15 protein-coding genes and 1 pseudogene are annotated in these 17111 nt (G+C 61.3%); 4 read left to right on the top strand and 12 right to left on the bottom strand.

The genetic code is table 11. The features are described 5' to 3' along the window. Positions 1 to 31: 31 nt before the first annotated feature. From JQC81_RS16110 to JQC81_RS16095, 4 genes and pseudogenes are all read right to left on the bottom strand, one after another. Positions 32 to 730, bottom strand: a complete 699-nt coding sequence (locus tag JQC81_RS16110; protein ID WP_312887531.1) for an IS6 family transposase — start codon at positions 728 to 730, stop codon at positions 32 to 34. A 62-nt stretch (positions 731 to 792) separates the two neighbouring features. Beyond that, positions 793 to 1017, bottom strand: a pseudogene (locus tag JQC81_RS16105) (IS110 family transposase); the annotation flags it as partial. A 266-nt stretch (positions 1018 to 1283) separates the two neighbouring features. Next, positions 1284 to 2207, bottom strand: a complete 924-nt coding sequence (locus JQC81_RS16100) for an MBL fold metallo-hydrolase (RefSeq protein ID WP_203272820.1) — start codon at positions 2205 to 2207, stop codon at positions 1284 to 1286. A 57-nt stretch (positions 2208 to 2264) separates the two neighbouring features. Continuing rightward, entirely contained in the window at positions 2265 to 2927 is a 663-nt protein-coding gene (locus tag JQC81_RS16095; protein WP_203272819.1) for a peroxiredoxin, read from the bottom strand. Positions 2928 to 3188: 261 nt separating this feature from the next. Between JQC81_RS16095 and JQC81_RS16090 the strand changes: the two genes are divergently transcribed. The 4 genes from JQC81_RS16090 to JQC81_RS16075 all read left to right on the top strand — a co-directional run bounded on the left by JQC81_RS16090 (position 3189) and on the right by JQC81_RS16075 (position 8251). After that, a complete protein-coding gene (locus JQC81_RS16090) occupies positions 3189 to 4130 on the top strand; it encodes a hypothetical protein (RefSeq protein ID WP_203272818.1) in 942 nt (313 codons plus the stop codon). Between the two features lie 256 nt (positions 4131 to 4386). Continuing rightward, on the top strand, positions 4387 to 5964 hold the full coding sequence (locus tag JQC81_RS33875; protein ID WP_203272817.1) for a calcium-binding protein: 1578 nt from the start codon (positions 4387 to 4389) through the stop codon (positions 5962 to 5964). A gap of 101 nt (positions 5965 to 6065) precedes the next feature. Next, on the top strand, positions 6066 to 6428 hold the full coding sequence (locus tag JQC81_RS16080) for a hypothetical protein (RefSeq protein ID WP_203272816.1): 363 nt from the start codon (positions 6066 to 6068) through the stop codon (positions 6426 to 6428). A 512-nt stretch (positions 6429 to 6940) separates the two neighbouring features. Then, entirely contained in the window at positions 6941 to 8251 is a 1311-nt protein-coding gene (locus JQC81_RS16075) for a polysaccharide lyase family 7 protein (RefSeq protein ID WP_203272815.1), read from the top strand. A gap of 415 nt (positions 8252 to 8666) precedes the next feature. Here JQC81_RS16075 and JQC81_RS16070 read toward each other — a convergent pair whose 3' ends face one another. From JQC81_RS16070 to JQC81_RS16035, 8 genes are all read right to left on the bottom strand, one after another. Then, positions 8667 to 9884 (bottom strand): MFS transporter, encoded by a 1218-nt coding sequence (locus JQC81_RS16070; protein WP_203272814.1) that lies wholly within the window; start codon positions 9882 to 9884, stop codon positions 8667 to 8669. A 223-nt stretch (positions 9885 to 10107) separates the two neighbouring features. Continuing rightward, complete coding sequence (locus JQC81_RS16065) at positions 10108 to 10833, bottom strand: alpha/beta fold hydrolase (RefSeq protein ID WP_203272813.1); 726 nt, start codon at positions 10831 to 10833, stop codon at positions 10108 to 10110. Positions 10834 to 10879: 46 nt separating this feature from the next. Beyond that, positions 10880 to 11716, bottom strand: a complete 837-nt coding sequence (locus JQC81_RS16060) for an alpha/beta fold hydrolase (protein WP_246520458.1) — start codon at positions 11714 to 11716, stop codon at positions 10880 to 10882. A gap of 155 nt (positions 11717 to 11871) precedes the next feature. Continuing rightward, entirely contained in the window at positions 11872 to 13506 is a 1635-nt protein-coding gene (locus tag JQC81_RS16055; RefSeq protein ID WP_203272812.1) for an MFS transporter, read from the bottom strand. Beyond that, positions 13506 to 13928 (bottom strand): DoxX family protein, encoded by a 423-nt coding sequence (locus tag JQC81_RS16050; protein ID WP_203272811.1) that lies wholly within the window; start codon positions 13926 to 13928, stop codon positions 13506 to 13508. Before JQC81_RS16050 ends, JQC81_RS16055 begins: the two co-directional genes overlap by 1 nt. Before the next feature lie 12 nt (positions 13929 to 13940). After that, positions 13941 to 15812, bottom strand: a complete 1872-nt coding sequence (locus JQC81_RS16045; protein WP_246520467.1) for an amidohydrolase — start codon at positions 15810 to 15812, stop codon at positions 13941 to 13943. A 160-nt stretch (positions 15813 to 15972) separates the two neighbouring features. Then, positions 15973 to 16251, bottom strand: a complete 279-nt coding sequence (locus JQC81_RS16040; protein WP_203272809.1) for a XapX domain-containing protein — start codon at positions 16249 to 16251, stop codon at positions 15973 to 15975. Positions 16252 to 16368: 117 nt separating this feature from the next. Next, complete coding sequence (locus JQC81_RS16035) at positions 16369 to 17043, bottom strand: hydrolase (RefSeq protein WP_203272808.1); 675 nt, start codon at positions 17041 to 17043, stop codon at positions 16369 to 16371. Positions 17044 to 17111 lie beyond the last annotated feature (68 nt).

The raw sequence follows: 17111 nt of genomic DNA, 5'->3' as shown, positions 1-17111 counted from the left end.
ATGGCAAAGCGAACTCCGTCGATGAGATCATTCAGGCTGCTAGACCGAAGAGCTGATTAATGAGACGGACTTCGCTTGTCGCCTGACGTTTTCGCTGGCTGCAGTGATCGCAGCGGATCATGCGCATGGTTTCAAAGCCCATCAGGGTCACGGCGGCGGTTTTCATGCTCTGGAAGCCGCGCGTCGGCCGGATCACGCGCTTGAGCGCCCCGTGGTCGGCTTCGATGATGTTATTCAAGTATTTCGAGGTGCGGTGTTCGACATCCTGCGGCAGCAGCCCTTCGTCCCGCAAGCGTCGGATGGCCTTCGGATAGGATGCCAGTTTGTCGGTCGTGATCGAGGACGGCGGATAGTCGCTCACCACCCTCAGAGCTGTGCGTAAGAAGCGATAAGCGGCTCCAGTATCACGCCGGCCGGACAGCATGGAGGCAATCAGACGGCCGTGTTTGTCGACCGCTCGAAACAAGTACCGCCAGCGTCCGCCCACTCGCACATAGGTCTCATCCACTCGCCACGAACTTGAACGATGTCCCTGGTGCGGTCGCACCCGATTCTCAAGCTCCGGGGCATAGCGTTGGACCCAGCGAAAGATTGTGCTCGGATCGACGCTAACACCGCGTTCCTGCATCATCTCAGCCAGATCGCGATAGCTGATCCCGTACTTGCAGTACCAGCGCACGCACAACAGGATGATCTCGACTGGGAAACGGCGGCGCTTAAACAAAGACAACAGGGCGGCTCCTCGATTGGCCGCTCTGGATTATACTGCCGAGGTTACTGCAACAGTGCCTGGCCGAGAGCCTGGAGCTGGCGGCCGATGTGGTGGGCCCCGGCACAGGCCTCCATGCCGATCAGGCAGGGCGGGATGTTGGCCAGGCGCTGCGTGAGCTGGGTGCGGGAGAGCTTGATCCGCAGCACGATGGCGCCGCGCTGATCCTGACCGACGAGATGGAAGCTGTTTTTGCCCAGATCGACGCCCAGCGTGGCAATGGCGGCGGAGGAAGAAGACCGTGACATGGGACGTGCTCCTTACGTGGCTCGAAGCCCCACAGCTTACGAACAAGCGGGGCAGAAGCACGGCCGGACCAGCCCATTAGGCGTCATTTCGGGTTACTGAGGGTCAATTGGATCACCAGCAGCAAGCTGGCAGGTGCTGCAGGCTGCACTTCGCTTGGTTAGTCACCCCGAGGTCTATTGTGTGCAGAAGCGTCAGATGAAGTTTCCCTTGAGCGCATCCGCCCACCTGCCTTGCGTAGGCAACGCCCAGCGTCCTGCTCTGCCCATCATTCCCACATGGCGCAAGGCAGTGCGTCGAGCGGGATCTTGAGGTACCGCATCCCATTGTCCTCAGGTATGGGCAATCGACCTCCAGCCATGTTCACCTGAAGAGCGTGCAGGATGAGCTTGGGCATTGGCAGCGTCCCGTCACGTGCTTTGCGAAGAGCAACGAACTGCTCCTCGGTTCCAGCCTGCTTGAGGTGAGTGTTGTGGGCTTTCTGGCTCGTCACCGAACTCTCCCAGGCCGGAGGGCGCCCGCCGGGCCGGTAGTCGTGGCCGGAGAATAGACGAGTGTCGTCCGGCAGGGACAGGATACTCTGGATCGTTCGCCACAGCGCTCGGGCGTCCCCACCGGGAAAGTCGCATCGCGCGGTGCCAAAGTCCGGCATGAACAGCGTGTCGTGGATGAAGGCGGCATCTCCGATCACGTATGTGACTGAGGCCAGGGTATGTCCCGGCGAGAACAGCACGCTCGCCTCCATGTCTCCGATCCGGAACACATCACCATCGGCAAACAACCGGTCCCACTGCGAACCGTCTGTCGGGAAGCCGTCAGGAAGATTGTAGATCTCCTTCCAAAGCCGCTGGACAGCGACCACCTGTTCGCCAATGGCTGTTTTAGCGCCGGTCTGATCTTTCAGATACCCAGAGGCCGAAAAGTGATCGGCGTGAGGATGCGTGTCCAGAATCCACTCGACCGTGAGATCCTGCTCCTGCACGAAGGCGAGCAGAGCGTCAGCGGAGGTCGTCGCCGTGCACCCCGACTTCTCATCATAATCGAGCACCGGGTCGATGAGGGCACAGGCCCCGGAGGACAGATCGGACACCACATACTGAACACTGCAGGTACGCGGCTCAAAGAAGGCGTCGACCCGCGGCTTGCATGCAAGCCGCTCAGGAGCCGGTCGGGACAGGGTCGCTGAGCTCATGGTGTTCCTCCACGGTAGTTTAGGCCCACTCAGTCGAGAGCACGGTAACGCACGCGCTCAGGATTGCGGCTGCGGCACAATGCGAATGTAAGGTCTCGGAGCCTGCCAACCCTGCGGGTAGATTCTACGCGCTTCGTCGTCCGACACAGAGCCGGCAATGATCACGTCCTGTCCTGGCTGCCAGTTCGCCGGGGTTGCGACCCGATGTTGAGCCGTTAACTGGAGCGAGTCGATGACACGCAGAACCTCGTCGAAGTTACGTCCCGTGGTCATCGGGTAGGCGAGCACCAGTTTGATCTTCTTGTCCGGCCCAATGACGAACACGTTGCGGACGGTTTGGTTGTCGGCAGGCGTGCGCCCCTCCGAGGTTCCGGTCGTGCTGGCCGGCAGCATTCCATATAGCTTCGACACTGCCAGATCCGAGTCCCCGATCATCGGGTAGTTCGGCGCGTACCCCTGCGTCTCGTGAATGTCCTCTGCCCAGCGGGCGTGATTACCGACCGGATCGACGCTGAGTCCAATGACTTTCACATTGCGCCGGTCGAATTCAGGCTTGATGCGAGCCATGTAGCCGAGTTCGGTTGTGCAGACCGGGGTGAAGTCCTTGGGGTGGGAAAACAGCACGCACCAAGCGTCGCCAATCCATTCGTGTAAACGGATGCGCCCTTGCGTGGTCTCAGCCTCGAAATCCGGTGCGACGGCACCAATCTGAAGTGTCATAGGGCTCCCCTCTCCCACATCATGAGTACTTACGGACGTTTCGTTGCTAGCTTGACAGTCTATCGCGACAAGGTAAGCGGAAATCTTCAGCTATTTTCGGAGCTTTGTGGAAATTAAGACGAGGCCCAGGCATATTGGACCACAAAGATCATCGTATCTGTCTTTGGCCGCGAGAAGAAGGCCGACCGCCAGATGCCATAATATAACAGTAGCGCCGGAGGCTCCGACGTGCGCCCCACGAGAGAAAGAGCTGCTGGGCCTTTGGTTGCCCTGAAACTCAAGTTGACGCTTGTGGCGCTCGGAAGTTCGCCAAAAGATCTGTGCCGGCGTTTCGCAGCTGTGAACCCGACCACCGCATTTACGGCACAGAATGCCTACAAGTGGTTGGGTGGCAAGTCTGCCCCCCGCATCTCGCAAGTCTACAACGAATGGGCTTCTATCCTTGGAGGGAATTTAACCGAATCCTTCATTGCGGCGGCGTCCTTTGAGGAGTTCGCCACCTCCCTTTCAGCTCATTACAATGTCCCGAGTACGACACTCGCAGAACTCATGCGCGAGGCGTCATCAACCCGACTGGCACCCTCTGTATCCCTTCCCGATGGAGGCCAGTGGTCTACGAGTCAACTTCTAACGGGGCGCTATCTTGCTTTGTCTCTGGCGTGGTCGCAGGCACAGTCCGGTAAGCTCATTCGTGGGCAGGTCGAAATCGGTCGAAATGGCGCATCGGGGCTGAGCCTCACGTACTCAGAAGCGCTTTTTGGGCGGGTCGTCGTAATGGACGGAGCTGTGGTCTGCGATGGACGAACCGCTCAGTCGATGGCGGTCTGTCGTGAAAGTGGGAGATGCTACTTATTTGCGCTTTGTGTTCCACCACCGCCGGCAAACCTGATCGGAGGTGTGTTCAGCGGCTCAGCCTTGCATGACTTCGGCGCTCGCCCATGCGCCTCACGTATTCTCTTCATTCGCGACCACTCAGCGGCTGGTAGCTCCGACAGCAGCCTCTCCACCTATCTGGAGCCGTCGCAGGCCCTCATTGGTCGTGCGCTGGCGGGCCTTGGTTATGGCCCAGAGGAAGAGCGGGTTGGCGTCGCAGACCATCTGAAAACGTTTCTGATGGCGGAGGACAGGGCAGGTCTCCTGGAGGCGACGCCAGAGAGCGTTGGCGCTCTAGGTCTCCTGCTGGACCGGCTCAGCAATACCTGAGAGTCCGTCTCGTAAATCATGAGTGTCGTCCCAAGCGGCGGACGAGGAGCATGACAGAAGCGGCATAAAGGAAGGCCCGGGCTGACGTGAGCGGGCTCTGTTGCATTAGCCTGTCAAGCCACAGGATGTAGTATTTGGTAATGAGGGCAAGGACGCTACAGATTGTGTCTCCCGAAGTTAATGCAACAGAGCCGATAGTCTCGATGGCGGCGATGGCAACGACACATACTATGTCGATTCCTCAGCGGACATTATCGTGGAGAAGGACCATCAGGGCCTGGGTGGCATTGACACAGTCTATAGCACCGCGAGCTATATCCTGCCTGCAGAGGTTGAAAACATTATTTTGACCGGGGCTGCTCATATCAATGCCACCGGCAATTCGGCGGCCAATCTTCTCACCGGCAACTCTGGCAACAACGTTCTCGATGGTCAAGGCGGCGCCGACCTGATGAGCGGCGGCTCTGGTGACGACACCTATGGTGTCAATCATACAGGTGATGTCGTTGTCGAAGCGGCTGGAGGCGGCACAGATACAGTCTTCAGCGCCATCGCCTACACGCTGGGTCAATTCGTCGAGAACTTGGTACTTCAGGGGACTGCCATCACCGGCTCAGGCAATGATCTGAACAATATCATCACCGGCAACGACACTGCTAACAAACTCTTTGGCTTTGCTGGGGACGACATAATCCGTGGTGGCATCGGCAATGATACTCTCGATGGCGGCGCAGGAAACGACACGGCCGTGTTCTCCGGGAACCGTGCCAGCTACACGATCACCGGGATCCTTGAGAACCGGACCGTCGTCAGCAGCACCGAGGGCACGGACTTCCTGCTGTCTATTGAAGCTCTGCAGTTTGCCGACGGTAAGCTCGTTGGAGATGCTTGGGTCCCGAACCCGGTTGCTCCTCCCCCTCCTCCTCCCGCCAATACGGGCAATCAGGTCGTTACACGCACCGGCACGTTCCGTTCCGAGACAATGAATGGGCGGGACAACATCGACGATGTCATGAAGGGTCAAGGCGGCAACGATACGATCAAAGGCCGCGGAGGCAATGACAGGCTTAATGGCGGCACCGGCAATGATAAGATCTACGGCGACAGCGGCGACGACCGTGTCAACGGTGATAGCGGCAATGATTACGTCAATGGCGGCTCCGGCAATGACTGGGTCTATGGCAGTTCCGGAAACGACCGGGTCTATGGCAGCTCCGGAAACGACCGGGTGTACGGAAGTTCCGGGAATGACGTTGTCAATGGCAACTCAGGCGATGACTGGGCTAATGCCGGCTCCGGCAACGACAAGGCCTATGGCAGCACCGGCAATGACCGAGTCTATGGCAGTTCCGGGCACGATACGGTCGATGGCGGCTCTGGCAACGACTGGGTTTATGGCGACAGCGGCAATGACCGAGTCTATGGCGGCACCGGCGATGACGTAGTCAACGGCGGCTCCGGCAACGACCGGCTCTATGGTGGCGCTGGCAGCGATGCTTTCGTGTTCAACTCGAAGCTCGGGACCGCCTCGACGGATCGCAAGGTGAGCTTCGACAAGATCGTCGACTTCAATGCCAAGTACGACAGCTTCCTGCTCGACAACGCTGTGTTCAAGAAGCTCGGCAGCGGGACGCTCTCCAACCCGATGCAGCTGGACCAGGAGTTCTTCGTCACCGGCAGCAAGGCACGGGAGCGGGACGACTACCTGATCTACAACAAGAAGACGGGTGTGCTCTCCTATGATGCGGACGGCTCCGGCTCAAGGGAAGCGGTGGAGTTTGCCCAGCTGAGCAAGAACCTCAAACTTACCTACAAAGACTTCTTCGTCATCTGACGGTATCTGACGACGTTTTATCCGAAGAGCCCCGGCCGAAAAGCCGGGGCGCTTTTCCGCTCTCCGCCTTCTATGCCCAACATTGGCTTGAAGTGGACTCAATGCAACGAGATGATCCGTTTCCCCTGGATCTGGTTCCCTTACGAGCCCGCAAAGCAATCTTGCAGGTGTTTGAGGGGCGCTGCCCCAACAAGGACGAAATAGCGAGGGTTCCCGATTGCCTCTGGCTGAAAAATCCTGGCATTGGACCAGCGGCTCTTAGGAGAATCCACAGTGCCATCTCCGATCCGGAAATTCCAAACAAAACGCTTTCAGCTGCTCATTTAACTGATATCGAATTGCTGAAACGGCTACGTTTTTTTCAGGATGAACTCCGATATATACATGATACGATTGAGCAAAGAGTAGTAAATGCTAGAGAGCCGAAAGTGGAGAAACGTACACATGAGGGCGACGCAAAGTAAGATTATTTCAATTAACGGTAGTTATTGAATCAGACGGCAGTTCCTTACAAACTGAGTCTACATCGTTCTACTAACCATTCTTGACGAATTTCCTCACTCGCCGGCGCGGCAGACAGGTGGGCCTCGATATCCAATCCGCCACTCACCTCTAGCTTGTCCATGAACAGGCGGTACGGTAGTTCTCGCATCCCAAAAGTCGCGTCTCAGGGGCAAACTGCTTCAGTGTGTGCTGTGTCTGACCCTTCGATCCACCATGGTCCCAGATCCGCAGATCGAGAAAATGAAGCGTGGCCACGTTGTTGCCCTATTCAACATTCACAACCCTGACCGTAGAGTTCTGAAGTACGAACGCCCCTCAATGAACAACTGATGAGTGGCTGTCGATTTTTGGCGAAGTTCAGCGTATCTTCTCAGTACAGTGGCCGTCCTGGCCCTGCGTATTCCATCATACGATCCATCGAGATCTTGAGGCTCCACATCGCTGGGGCACGCTCATCTATGGGGACAATCATATGGCTTTGAATGCTTCCTCCGCGCCCAGCGGCAACTTCAACTTGTCCAATTGGAAGATCACCCTCCCGGTCGATCAGAACGGCAGGCTCAGTGGCACTGCCGTCGAGGTGCAGAACCTCAGCGACTACAAGAATTCAAAGTACTTCTACACCGGTTCCGACGGAGCGATGGTCTTCTACGCTCCCGTCAATGGCGCCACCACCAAGGGCTCCTCCTACGCTCGGTCTGAGCTGCGCGAGATGAACGGCTCCGAGAAGGCGGCCTGGAACCTATCCAGCGGTGGGTTTATGAGCGCCACCCTTGAGGTTGATGCTGCACCAAACCGAGATGGCGTCGGCGGCAGGCTGGTCGTCGGGCAGATCCATGGTCAGGACGATGAGCTGGTGCGTCTCTACTGGGAGAACGGCACGGTCTACTTCGTCAACGATCAGGCAGGGTCAGGCAACTCCGAGACCAAGTTCACGCTCAAGGACAGCACGGGTGCCACGCCCGACGTCTCTCTCAATGAGAAGTTCTCCTATACGATCAACGCCAAGGGCTCGACTCTTGACGTTGACGTCTACGCTGACGGCAAGGTCTACGAGTCCAGCACCAAGATCAACTCAGTCTGGCAGAGCGACACCTTCTACTTCAAGGCGGGGGCCTATCTCGGCGCAAATGAAAGCAATGGCTCTGGTGCGGGTCAGGCCTCGTTCTATGCCCTGGATGTGAACCACGATGGCAGGGTAACGACACCCACGCCGACCGATGCTGAGCCAACACCTGCCGATTCGTCGCCAACACCGGCCCCGGTCGACCCAATTCCTGAGCAGTCGGAGGAACCCACGCCGACGCCTGATCTGGTCTCGCCTGACCTGCCGACGACCACGAAGACCATCACCGGCGACAGCGGTGGCAACAGCCTGAGGGGCACGTCCGGCAGTGACCTGATCGACGGCAAGGGCGGCGACGACACGATCTGGGCCAAGAACGGCAGCGACATTCTGAGCGGCGGTTCAGGCGAGGATGCCTTTGTCTTTGACACCAAGTCCGGCAACACCAACGTCGACACCATCCTGGACTTCAGCCCTGACGAGGACACCATTCGCCTTAACGACTCGGTGTTTACGATGCTGGAACAGGGTAAGCTCTTGAGCGGCAACTTCGTGATCGGCGACGCGGCCAAGGACTCGGACGATTACATCATCTACAACGACGAGACAGGTGCTCTGTCCTACGATGCCGACGGAGAGGGGGCAGGCGCCGCGGTGCAGTTTGGCGCCATTCACAACCTGGCGAAGCTCGCGGCAAGCCACTTCATCGTAATCTAAGCACAAGCATGCCTCGCGAGTGGCCTCAGCCCGAGCTGAGGCCATCTCTCCTTGACGCAGCGATCGCCCAGAATAGACCTATCAGAGTGATGGGATCTAGCGTCTTGTGGTCCTGCTCCGCTTTTGTGGAGAGCGGTTTAGTAGCTATCCGGCCAGCCTTTCGAACTGAACCGGACTGACATAATCCAGTGTCGAATGACGCCGGACAGGGTTGTAGAAGCCGTCCCAGTTCCGCGTTGAACCGACGGGTTTAAGGTTCCGCAGCCGTAGACAGTGCCTGTCATCCGGGATGTGCTCCTTCTATCCGGATAGACCTCGTAACCTTACGTCGATGCCGACAGCCTAGAACACCAGCGGCGCCTTCAAGGCCTCGGTGATGAGATGCCGTTGGCCTGGATCGTGTGGAGCGTCTGTTTCATGGCCCCGCTCCGGAAGACTCCATGGCTGCGCGTCTTGTGCGGGCAAGACTCGGGAGTTGCAGCGTAGTGGCCAGTACGCCGAAGGTGGCCCCCAACCCCACCACTCCGCTCCAACCAAGCTCTTCCCAGGCGACGGTCGACGTGGCCGATCCAATGGCGCCTCCGACGAACATGAAGCTCATCAGGACTGTGTTGAGGCGGGCTTGAGCCTCGGGGCGCAGGGCAAAGACGATGTGCTGGTTCGATACCAAGGCCGACTGCATCGCAAAGTCCAGAATGATGACGCCCATCACTAGGCCGATGAGGGAGGTCCACAGGCCGAACACGAGCCAGGATGCAAAGGTGAGTGCCGCGCCCAGCGCGACCACCGGGGCTGGCCCCCGGACATCGGCGAAGCGGCCGGCCAGCGGAGCGGCGAAGATCCCTGTGGCGCCGACGATGCCGAACAGGCCGGTCACGTCGGCACCGAGGCCGAAAGGCGGTCCCTGGAGTCGAAAGGCCAGGATGGTCCAGAAGGCGGTGAAGGCTGCAAAAATCAGGGATTGGGTGAGTGCTGCGAGCCGCAAAGCGGGAAATTCGCGCCACAGGTGTATGATCGAGCCGAGCAATCTGTGATAGCCGAGACGCGAGACTGGTGGGGTGTGCGGCAGGACGGCCATCATCAGCGCCCCGGCCACTAGGGCCATGGGTACCCCAAGCCAGAACATGGCTCGCCAGCCGCCATGGGTCGCGACGAAGCCGGCGAGCGTCCGGCTCAGGAGGATCCCGGTCAGGATTCCGGCCAGGATCGTGCCGACGGTGGCCCCTCGGCGCTCCGGGGCGGCAAGATGTGCAGCCAGCGGGACGATCTGCTGGGCGACCGTCGATGCTATGCCGAGGAACAGGGAAGCCGTCAGGAGCGAGGCTGCATTCGGCGCAGCCGCCGCCAAGGCCAGGGCAACGGCCAGGACTCCGAACTGGACCACGATCAATCTTTTGCGCTCAAGGATGTCGCCGAGAGGCACGAGAATAAGGAGGCCGATAGCGTAGCCGAGTTGGGTTGCCGTCGGCACCAGCGGTGACAGGGGGCCGGGCAGGTCAGCCTCAATGAGGCCGAGCATGGGCTGGTTGTAGTAGATGTTGGCGACCGCGATTCCGGCTGCGGCGGCCATGACGAAGATGACCGACCGGGTCACGACGGGAGAGGGACGCTCTGCCTCTTCAGGTTGCTTCATTGTCCATGCCCTAAGTGTATGGAAGGGTGTTCGGAGCAGAATCCGCTTACTGGCCCGTCCAGTGTGATGAGAGCAGCCTTTCCTTTCGACTCAGCGTTCTCCCGACCCATCATGATCCATGCCTTTCCGTACCATCAGATGGAACGGCGATTGCGAACCGGTTTAGCGTCATCGAGACGAAACGGTAGCGGCCGAAGAGCCATATGCGGAGATCGGTCATTGATCACCAATCCGCCGTGACGAGGCTCTCCTGGAGCGGGGCCGTAGCCGCAACTGCATCGACAATGATGTCGGCAACCGCCTCCGGCATCGACAGCAGCGACATATGGCTGGCGTTCAGCTCCGTGGTTTTCGCTTCCATCCTCGCCGCCAGCTCACGCTGGAGATCGACGCTCACAGCCCGATCCTCGGTCGAGACAACGTACCAATTCGGTCGTGCAGTCCACGCAGCCTCGGTGACCTTTTCTCCGAACGTGGTCTTCGCCAATGGGGCCTGAACGACTGCCAGCACACGCGCCTCATCCCCCGGCAGGTCTTGGGCGACATCGTGCACGAAGCCGTCTACACTCATGCGCAGGAAGTTTGTCCCTTCCTCGGTGATCCGGGACAGCCCCGGCGGGGCGGCATGCGCCCCGACCGGGTCGCCGACCGACTCACCGGCTTCGGGCGCGAAAGCCGCGACAAAGACGAGCGCCTTCACCTTGGGGTCAACACCCGCCTGCGTGATCACGGCGCCGCCCCAGCTATGTCCGACAAGGACGACCGGACCCTTGATGGCGTCCAACGCCCGCTGCGTGGCGGCGACGTCCTCGGCGAGCGACGTCGTTGGGTTCTGGACGGCAATGACCGGGATGCCCTTGTTCAGGAGGAGGGGAATGACGTGCTGCCAACTGGACCCGTCCGCCCAGGCTCCATGCACCAGGACGACGGTCGGTTCTGAACGATCCATTGGATACTCCTAAGATGAAATGGGTCCGAAGAGGGCGGGTTGAGGCTCAGCCTTTCACGAAGGCGAGCAGATCCGGGTTGATGACGTCGGCATGTGTCGTCAGCATTCCATGCGGATAGCCCTTGTAGACCTTGAGAGTGCCGTTCTTCAGAAGCTTTACAGACTTGAGCGCGGAGTCGGCGATCGGGACGATCTGGTCGTCATCACCATGCATGACGAGCGTCGGCACCGAGATGGCCTTGAGATCTTCCGTCTGGTCAGTCTCCGAGAAGGCCTTGATGCCGTCGTAATGGGCCTTGGCCGAGCCAATCATGCCCTGGCGCCACCAGTTCTGGATCACACCCGGATATACCTTAGCGCCCTCGCGGTTGAAGCCGTAGAACGGTCCCGTCGCCACGTCGAGGAAGAGTTGGGCCCGGTTGTCGGCGACACCCTTGCGAAAACCGTCGAACACCTCGATCGGCAAGCCTTCCGGATTCTTCTCAGTCTTGAGCATCAGCGGTGGAACGGCGCTGACCAATACCGCCTTAGCGACGCGGCCCGCGGGCTCGCCGTGCTTGGCCACATAGCGGGCAACCTCGCCGCCGCCCGTCGAGTGGCCGATGTGGACAACGTTCTTCAGGTCGAGCGCTTCGACAACCGCGAAGGCGTCGGCGGCGTAATGGTCCATGTCGTGGCCTTCGCTGACCTGGGCCGAGCGGCCGTGTCCTCGACGGTCATGGGCAACGACGCGATAGCCGTGCTGAAGGAAGAACAGCATCTGTGCGTCCCAATCGTCGGAACTGAGAGGCCAGCCGTGGTGGAACATGATCGGCTGGGCATCCTTCGAACCCCAGTCCTTGTGGAAGATTTCCGTGCCATCCTTGGAGGTGATCGTCGCCATGGTGAGCGTTCCTTTCGGTGGAGTTGGTGGTGTGGCCGCTTCCGGTGAACCCGGCAGTGCGAGGGAGGCGGTGAAGGCCGCTGCCGCCGCCAACGTGTCACGGCGGGTCGGGAGATGGGAGAACGAGGGGGGCAGACATCGGGACTTCTCCTGGGTCAGGTTGTGGTGGGCTTCCCGCGCGGCTTGTCGGCGCCGAGGAAGTGCTGGACCAGAGGCTCGTCCGGTCCCTGGTGGAATCGGCGCGCCTGGGACTGGATGTCGGCGTCGCTCTTCGACACGCGCCTGTGCTGGCGTAGGTGTTCGGCCCAGGACTCGACGAAGAACCACTCCACTAGGCGTTCTGGATCGGCGGCGTCCTCGGAGATGCCCCAGGCATAGGCCCCGTCCCGGCGCCGCTCCTCGGAGAGTCGGTAGAGGGCGGTGAGGAAGGCCGCACGATCCTGCGGGAGGATCCGGTAGGTGATCATGATCATCACCGGACCGCGATCATGGGCAACCGGCTCAGCGATGGCTGGCTCCGGCCAATGCAGGGAGGGCGTGAGGTCGCTTTCGCCTTTCGGCAGCGGTGCTCGATGGGCCAGGATCCCACTCAAGGCCAGAGCGACGCCAGCGACGATCAGGGCCGCGTCTGTGCCGGTCTCCTGGGCCACGAGACCCCAACCCAGGCTCCCCGCCGCCATGGCGCCGTTGAAGGCGGTGAGATAGATCGCCAAGCCACGGCCCCGGATCCAATTCGGCAGGATGGCCTGCATGGTTCCATTGAGGGTGGTCAGCATCGTGATCCAGGCTGTCCCGAGCACGAAGGTCGCGAGCAGGCCCACGACTTCGAGGTCCGTCAACGCGAGAAGGATGGTCGCGCCTGCGGTAACCACGGTTGCGGCCAGAACCAAACCGTCCTGACCTAGGCGCGCCCGGGCGCGGGGCATCACAAGGGCGCCGCAGATCGCTCCGGCTCCGACGCTGCCGAGCAGGAGACCATAAAAGCCTGGACCGCCGCCGATCTCCTGGCGGGCTACGAGTGGCAGCAGCGCCCAGACTGCGCTGGCAGAGCCGAAGAACAGAACCGTGCGCCAAAGAATCCGGTGAAGGCTGCGGCTGGCGCGGGCATACCGGAAGCCTGCCCGCAGGGCTCCACCAAAATGCTCACGCAGACCGGCTTCGGCATCGGCCTCCCGTCGCCACCACAGGAGGGCGGCACTAACAATTGCATAGGTCAGCACATCGACGCCGTAGACCGCCGCCGCGCCGAGCGCCGCCAGGATGAACCCGCCAAGCGCCGGGCCGATGGAGCGGGCGATGTTGATGCCGAGGGAATTGAGCGCCACAGCTCCCTTGATGTCGGCTTTGGGCACCAGCTCCGGCGTGATCGCCTGCCAGGCAGGGGTCGCCAGCGCAGCCCCTGTGCCACCGAGGAAGGTGAGCAGGACTAGGCTCTCCATCGTGGCATTGCCGGTCCAGGCCAGGATGGCGAGAGTGGAGCTGACGAGGCCGAGGCCGACCTGGATCATGATCAGGAAGCGGCGGCGGTCGAGGATGTCCGACAGGACGCCGGCGGGAATGGCGAAGAGAAAGACGGGAAGCGTCCCAGCCGCCTGGATCATCGCCACGGCGGCGGGCGAGGCCGACAGGTCCGTGACGAGCCAGGAGGAGGAGACATCGCGCATGAAGGTGCCGATGTTGCCGAGCACAGTCGCGGCCCATATCACCGCGAATAGGCGGTGGTGCAGCGGTGCGAAGGTGCCGGGAGGAGGGGCGGCCCCATTGGCTAGGGTGGTTCCGGTTCCACTCATCAGCGCGGTCCTGCGCCGTTGACGAACAGGGCTGATACGGCCAAGCCGCCGACGATGGCAACATGCTCAAAGAAGGTGGCGGTCTGGCGGCCCCGATCCAGACCGTCGAACATCCAGAATGGATGCGCCAGGAACGTCGCGAGAGCCGTGAACACGGCGAGGATGCCGGCTCCGAGCCAGCAGAAGCGGCGCGTCAGGAATAGGACCGAGCCGCCGAGTTGCGTGACGATGACGGACGCAGCGACGAGAACGGCCGGTTGCAGCCCGAGACCCGCAACCTCCCCGGTTGTGCCGGCAAAGTCGACCAGCTTGACGACGCCGCTAATCAGGAACGGCGAGGCCAGCGCAAGCCGGGCGATGAAGGCGGCGCCGGGCACGGCCAGCACCTGGGCGATAGGGCGGGGGACGGTGACGTCATGCATGGCACATCTCCCTCAAAAGGCCCAGCAGGAGCAGCCGAGCACGCCCCAGAATGAGCGCGCATCGGATGTGGGCGTGCTGGCGCCCCAGGCGCTGGCATGGGAATGGCCATGCACGCCGCAGGAGCTGGCGCAAGCGCAGGCCGCCGCCGCGAAGGCATACTTGCGGGCCTCGTCACTGCCGGCCCGCTTCTGGTAACCGCCATAGCTCCGCACCGGCGACCAATCCGGCATGGGTGGGGGCAGCGAAGGGGCGAGATCCTTGAACTCGGCGTCGCCATGCACAGGCTTGCCGCCCAACAGTGTCAGAATCGACGTGATGTCCTGGATTGCATCCTCCGGCACGGCAAAGTAGTCGTCGGAGAGCACCGCCAGGTCGGCCAGTTGGCCTTGCCGGATCTGACCTTTCTTGCCGGCCTCGTTGGAGAACCAGGTGTTGGCCTCGGTCCACAGCCGCAGGGCACTTTCACGGTCGAGGCGATTGGCGCTCGGATAGAGCGTCAATCCTCCCAGCGTCTTGCCGGTCACAAGCCAGGACAGTGACACCCACGGATTGTAGGAGGCGACGCGGGTCGCGTCGGTTCCGGCGCCCACGGGAACGCCGGCCTCCAGCATGCGCTTGATGGGCGGTGTGCGCTCGGCCGCCTTGTTGCCGTAGTGCTCGACGAAGTCCTCGCCCTGGAACGCCATGCGGTGCTGGACCGCGATGCCGCCGCCAAGCGCCGCGATGCGGTCGATGTTGCGGTCGTCGATGGTCTCGGCATGGTCGAAAAACCAGTGCAGGCCATCGAAGGGAATGTCACGGTTCACCGTCTCGAACACGTCGAGCGCCCGCGTGATGGTCTCGTTGTAGGTGGCGTGCAGTCGCCACGGCCAGCGGTTCTCGACCAGCAGGCGCACCACCGGCTCCAAGTCCCCCTCCATGTTCGGCGGCATCTCGGGGCGCTCGACCTTAAAGTCCTCGAAGTCGGCCGCGGAGTAGACCAGCATCTCGCCGGCGCCGTTGTGGCGGTAGAGGTCGTCGCCCTGGCCTGGCTTCACCTGATTGGACCAGCTGTCGAAGTCCTTGATCTCTTCCTTCGGCTTCTGGGTGAACAGGTTGTAGGCCAGGCGGACCGTGAGCTGGCCATCCCGGTGCAACTCCTCGATGATCCGGTAGTCATCCGGATAGTTCTGGAAGCCGCCGCCAGCATCGATCACGCCGGTCACGCCGAGGCGGTTCACCTCGCGCATGAAGTGGCGCGACGAGTTCTTCTGGTACTCGGGCGGGAGCTTCGGGCCCTTCGCCAGGGTGGCGTACAGGATGGTGGCGTTGGGCCTGGCGATCAGCAGGCCCGTGGGGTTGCCGCGCGCATCGCGCTGGATCTCGCCGCCGGGCGGGTTCGGCGTGTCCTTGGTGTAACCAACCGCCCGCAGGGCTGCGCCGTTGAGCAGGGCGCGGTCGTAAAGATGCAGGATGAAGACGGGTGTGTCGGGCGAGACGGCATTGATCTCATCGGGGGTCGGGAGGCGCTTCTCGGCGAACTGATGCTCGGTGAAGCCGCCCACCACGCGCACCCATTGCGGCGCCGGTGTGCGGTCCACCTGTTCCTTGAGCATGCGCATGGCATCGGCCAGGGAACGCACGCCGTCCCAGCGCAGCTCCATGTTGTAGTTCAGCCCACCGCGGATGATGTGCATGTGGCTGTCGATCAGGCCCGGGATGACGCGCCGGCCCTTGAGGTCAATCCGCTGCGTGGTCGGTCCGGCGAGAGGCATCACCTCCTGCTCGTCGCCGACGGCCGCGAAGCGTCCGTCCCGGATGAGCAGCGCCGATGCTTCGGGCTTCTGACGATCGAGCGTAGTGATCTTGCCATTATGAAGGATGAGATCAGCGGACGTGTTCATGAATTGCGCCTCGGTCCATTCAGGAAGTGAGAGCCCGGCCGCCAATGCACCAAGCCCGTTGACGACGCTGCGTCGATTGAGGGAGCTCACCATTGCAGTTCTCCGGCCAGGCGCGATCCTATGCACTTCCGGTGGTTGGGAAGGGTGAAGCGGCGCGGAATCATGATGCCTTACTCTGCCCATCACCTGCCCGTCCGGAGGGCCTTCCGCCTTGCGGCAGGTGGCCGAAGACGTGCGGACGGACCTGATGCAGCCAGGACTGTGCCGGCGATTCCTTCTGCCAGATGCCCTTGAGGAGCGGCGGGATCTGCTCTCCGACGAGAATACCCAGCAGGCCAATCAAGGCGACCATGGGCGGCGCTGGAGAGCGCACGTTCAGCATGCTGTAGATGACGCCAACCAGGAGGCCGGCCCCAAGCGACATGAGATAGATTCTCATTGCATTCTCCCTAATGAATGCTTGGGGAGGGCGGCGCATCGGCATTGATGCGCCGCCAACTCGCGCAGAGGCCGGTTCATGGTCTGACAGGCTTAGACAAACCAGCCCTGAACCAGATTATTCAGCGGCCTGAGCGTGGGAACCCTCGCTCGCGCCGAACATCGTCTTGGCGTAGATGATGCCGAGCCCATAGGCGCCGCCAAACCTTTTCGCGATACCGGTGGTCATGTCGTAGGTCTCGGTACGAGCCCAGTCGCGCTGGAGTTCGAGCAGGTACTGCAAGGATGTCATGGGTCTGGCGCCTGCCTGGATCATTCGCTCCATCGCCCGCTCGTGCGCCTCCTCCGAGACGTCGCCGCAAGCATCGGCGATGACGTAGACCTCGAAGCCTTGATCGATCGCTGACAAAGCCGGGCCTACGATGCAGACCGACGTCCACAGACCCGTCAGCACTATCCGGTTCTTACCGATCTCGTTGATGCGTTCGATCACGGTGGCATCTTCCCAGGTGTTCATCGACGTGCGGTCGAGAAGAGCCTGCCCCGGGAACGCGTCGGTAATCTCAGTGAACATTGGCCCAGAGAAGCTCTTCTCGGCCACCGTCGTCAGGATGGTCGATACACCGAAACCCGCCGCTGCGTGGGCGACGAGCGCCGCGTTGTTGCGCAGCATCACCGCGTCGATCGACTTGGTCGCGAACGACATCTGCGACTGGAAGTCGATCATGATGAGCGTGTGGTCCTTCGGTGCGACGAGCTGTGCGCCGGCGGTCGGTGTGGCATTGGTGGTCATGGTCTTCTCCTTCGTTGAGCAGGATTTGCGGCATCATGGGATGCGACAGGAGGCTTCTTCAGGCCCGG

This window comes from Microvirga arabica, from assembly GCF_016811235.1.
In the GTDB taxonomy this organism is placed as follows: Bacteria; Pseudomonadota; Alphaproteobacteria; order Rhizobiales; family Beijerinckiaceae; genus Microvirga; species Microvirga arabica.
Note: the sequence above shows the minus strand (reverse complement) of the source record. Positions and strands in the feature narration are given on the sequence as shown.

Excerpts from the sequence above, each read along its gene's own strand:
- JQC81_RS16060 (WP_246520458.1), bottom strand. The coding sequence starts at position 11,716 with ATGGCGACGATCACCTCCAAGGATGGCACGGAAATCTTCCACAAGGAC.
- JQC81_RS16065 (WP_203272813.1), bottom strand. The coding sequence starts at position 10,833 with ATGGATCGTTCAGAACCGACCGTCGTCCTGGTGCATGGAGCCTGGGCG.
- JQC81_RS16100 (WP_203272820.1), bottom strand. The coding sequence starts at position 2,207 with ATGAGCTCAGCGACCCTGTCCCGACCGGCTCCTGAGCGGCTTGCATGC.
- JQC81_RS16045 (WP_246520467.1), bottom strand. The coding sequence starts at position 15,812 with ATGAACACGTCCGCTGATCTCATCCTTCATAATGGCAAGATCACTACG.
- JQC81_RS16050 (WP_203272811.1), bottom strand. The coding sequence starts at position 13,928 with ATGCATGACGTCACCGTCCCCCGCCCTATCGCCCAGGTGCTGGCCGTG.
- JQC81_RS16040 (WP_203272809.1), bottom strand. The coding sequence starts at position 16,251 with ATGAGAATCTATCTCATGTCGCTTGGGGCCGGCCTCCTGGTTGGCGTC.
- JQC81_RS16095 (WP_203272819.1), bottom strand. The coding sequence starts at position 2,927 with ATGACACTTCAGATTGGTGCCGTCGCACCGGATTTCGAGGCTGAGACC.
- JQC81_RS16035 (WP_203272808.1), bottom strand. The coding sequence starts at position 17,043 with ATGACCACCAATGCCACACCGACCGCCGGCGCACAGCTCGTCGCACCG.
- JQC81_RS16070 (WP_203272814.1), bottom strand. The coding sequence starts at position 9,884 with ATGAAGCAACCTGAAGAGGCAGAGCGTCCCTCTCCCGTCGTGACCCGG.
- JQC81_RS16075 (WP_203272815.1), top strand. The coding sequence starts at position 6,941 with ATGGCTTTGAATGCTTCCTCCGCGCCCAGCGGCAACTTCAACTTGTCC.
- JQC81_RS16055 (WP_203272812.1), bottom strand. The coding sequence starts at position 13,506 with ATGAGTGGAACCGGAACCACCCTAGCCAATGGGGCCGCCCCTCCTCCC.
- JQC81_RS16080 (WP_203272816.1), top strand. The coding sequence starts at position 6,066 with ATGCAACGAGATGATCCGTTTCCCCTGGATCTGGTTCCCTTACGAGCC.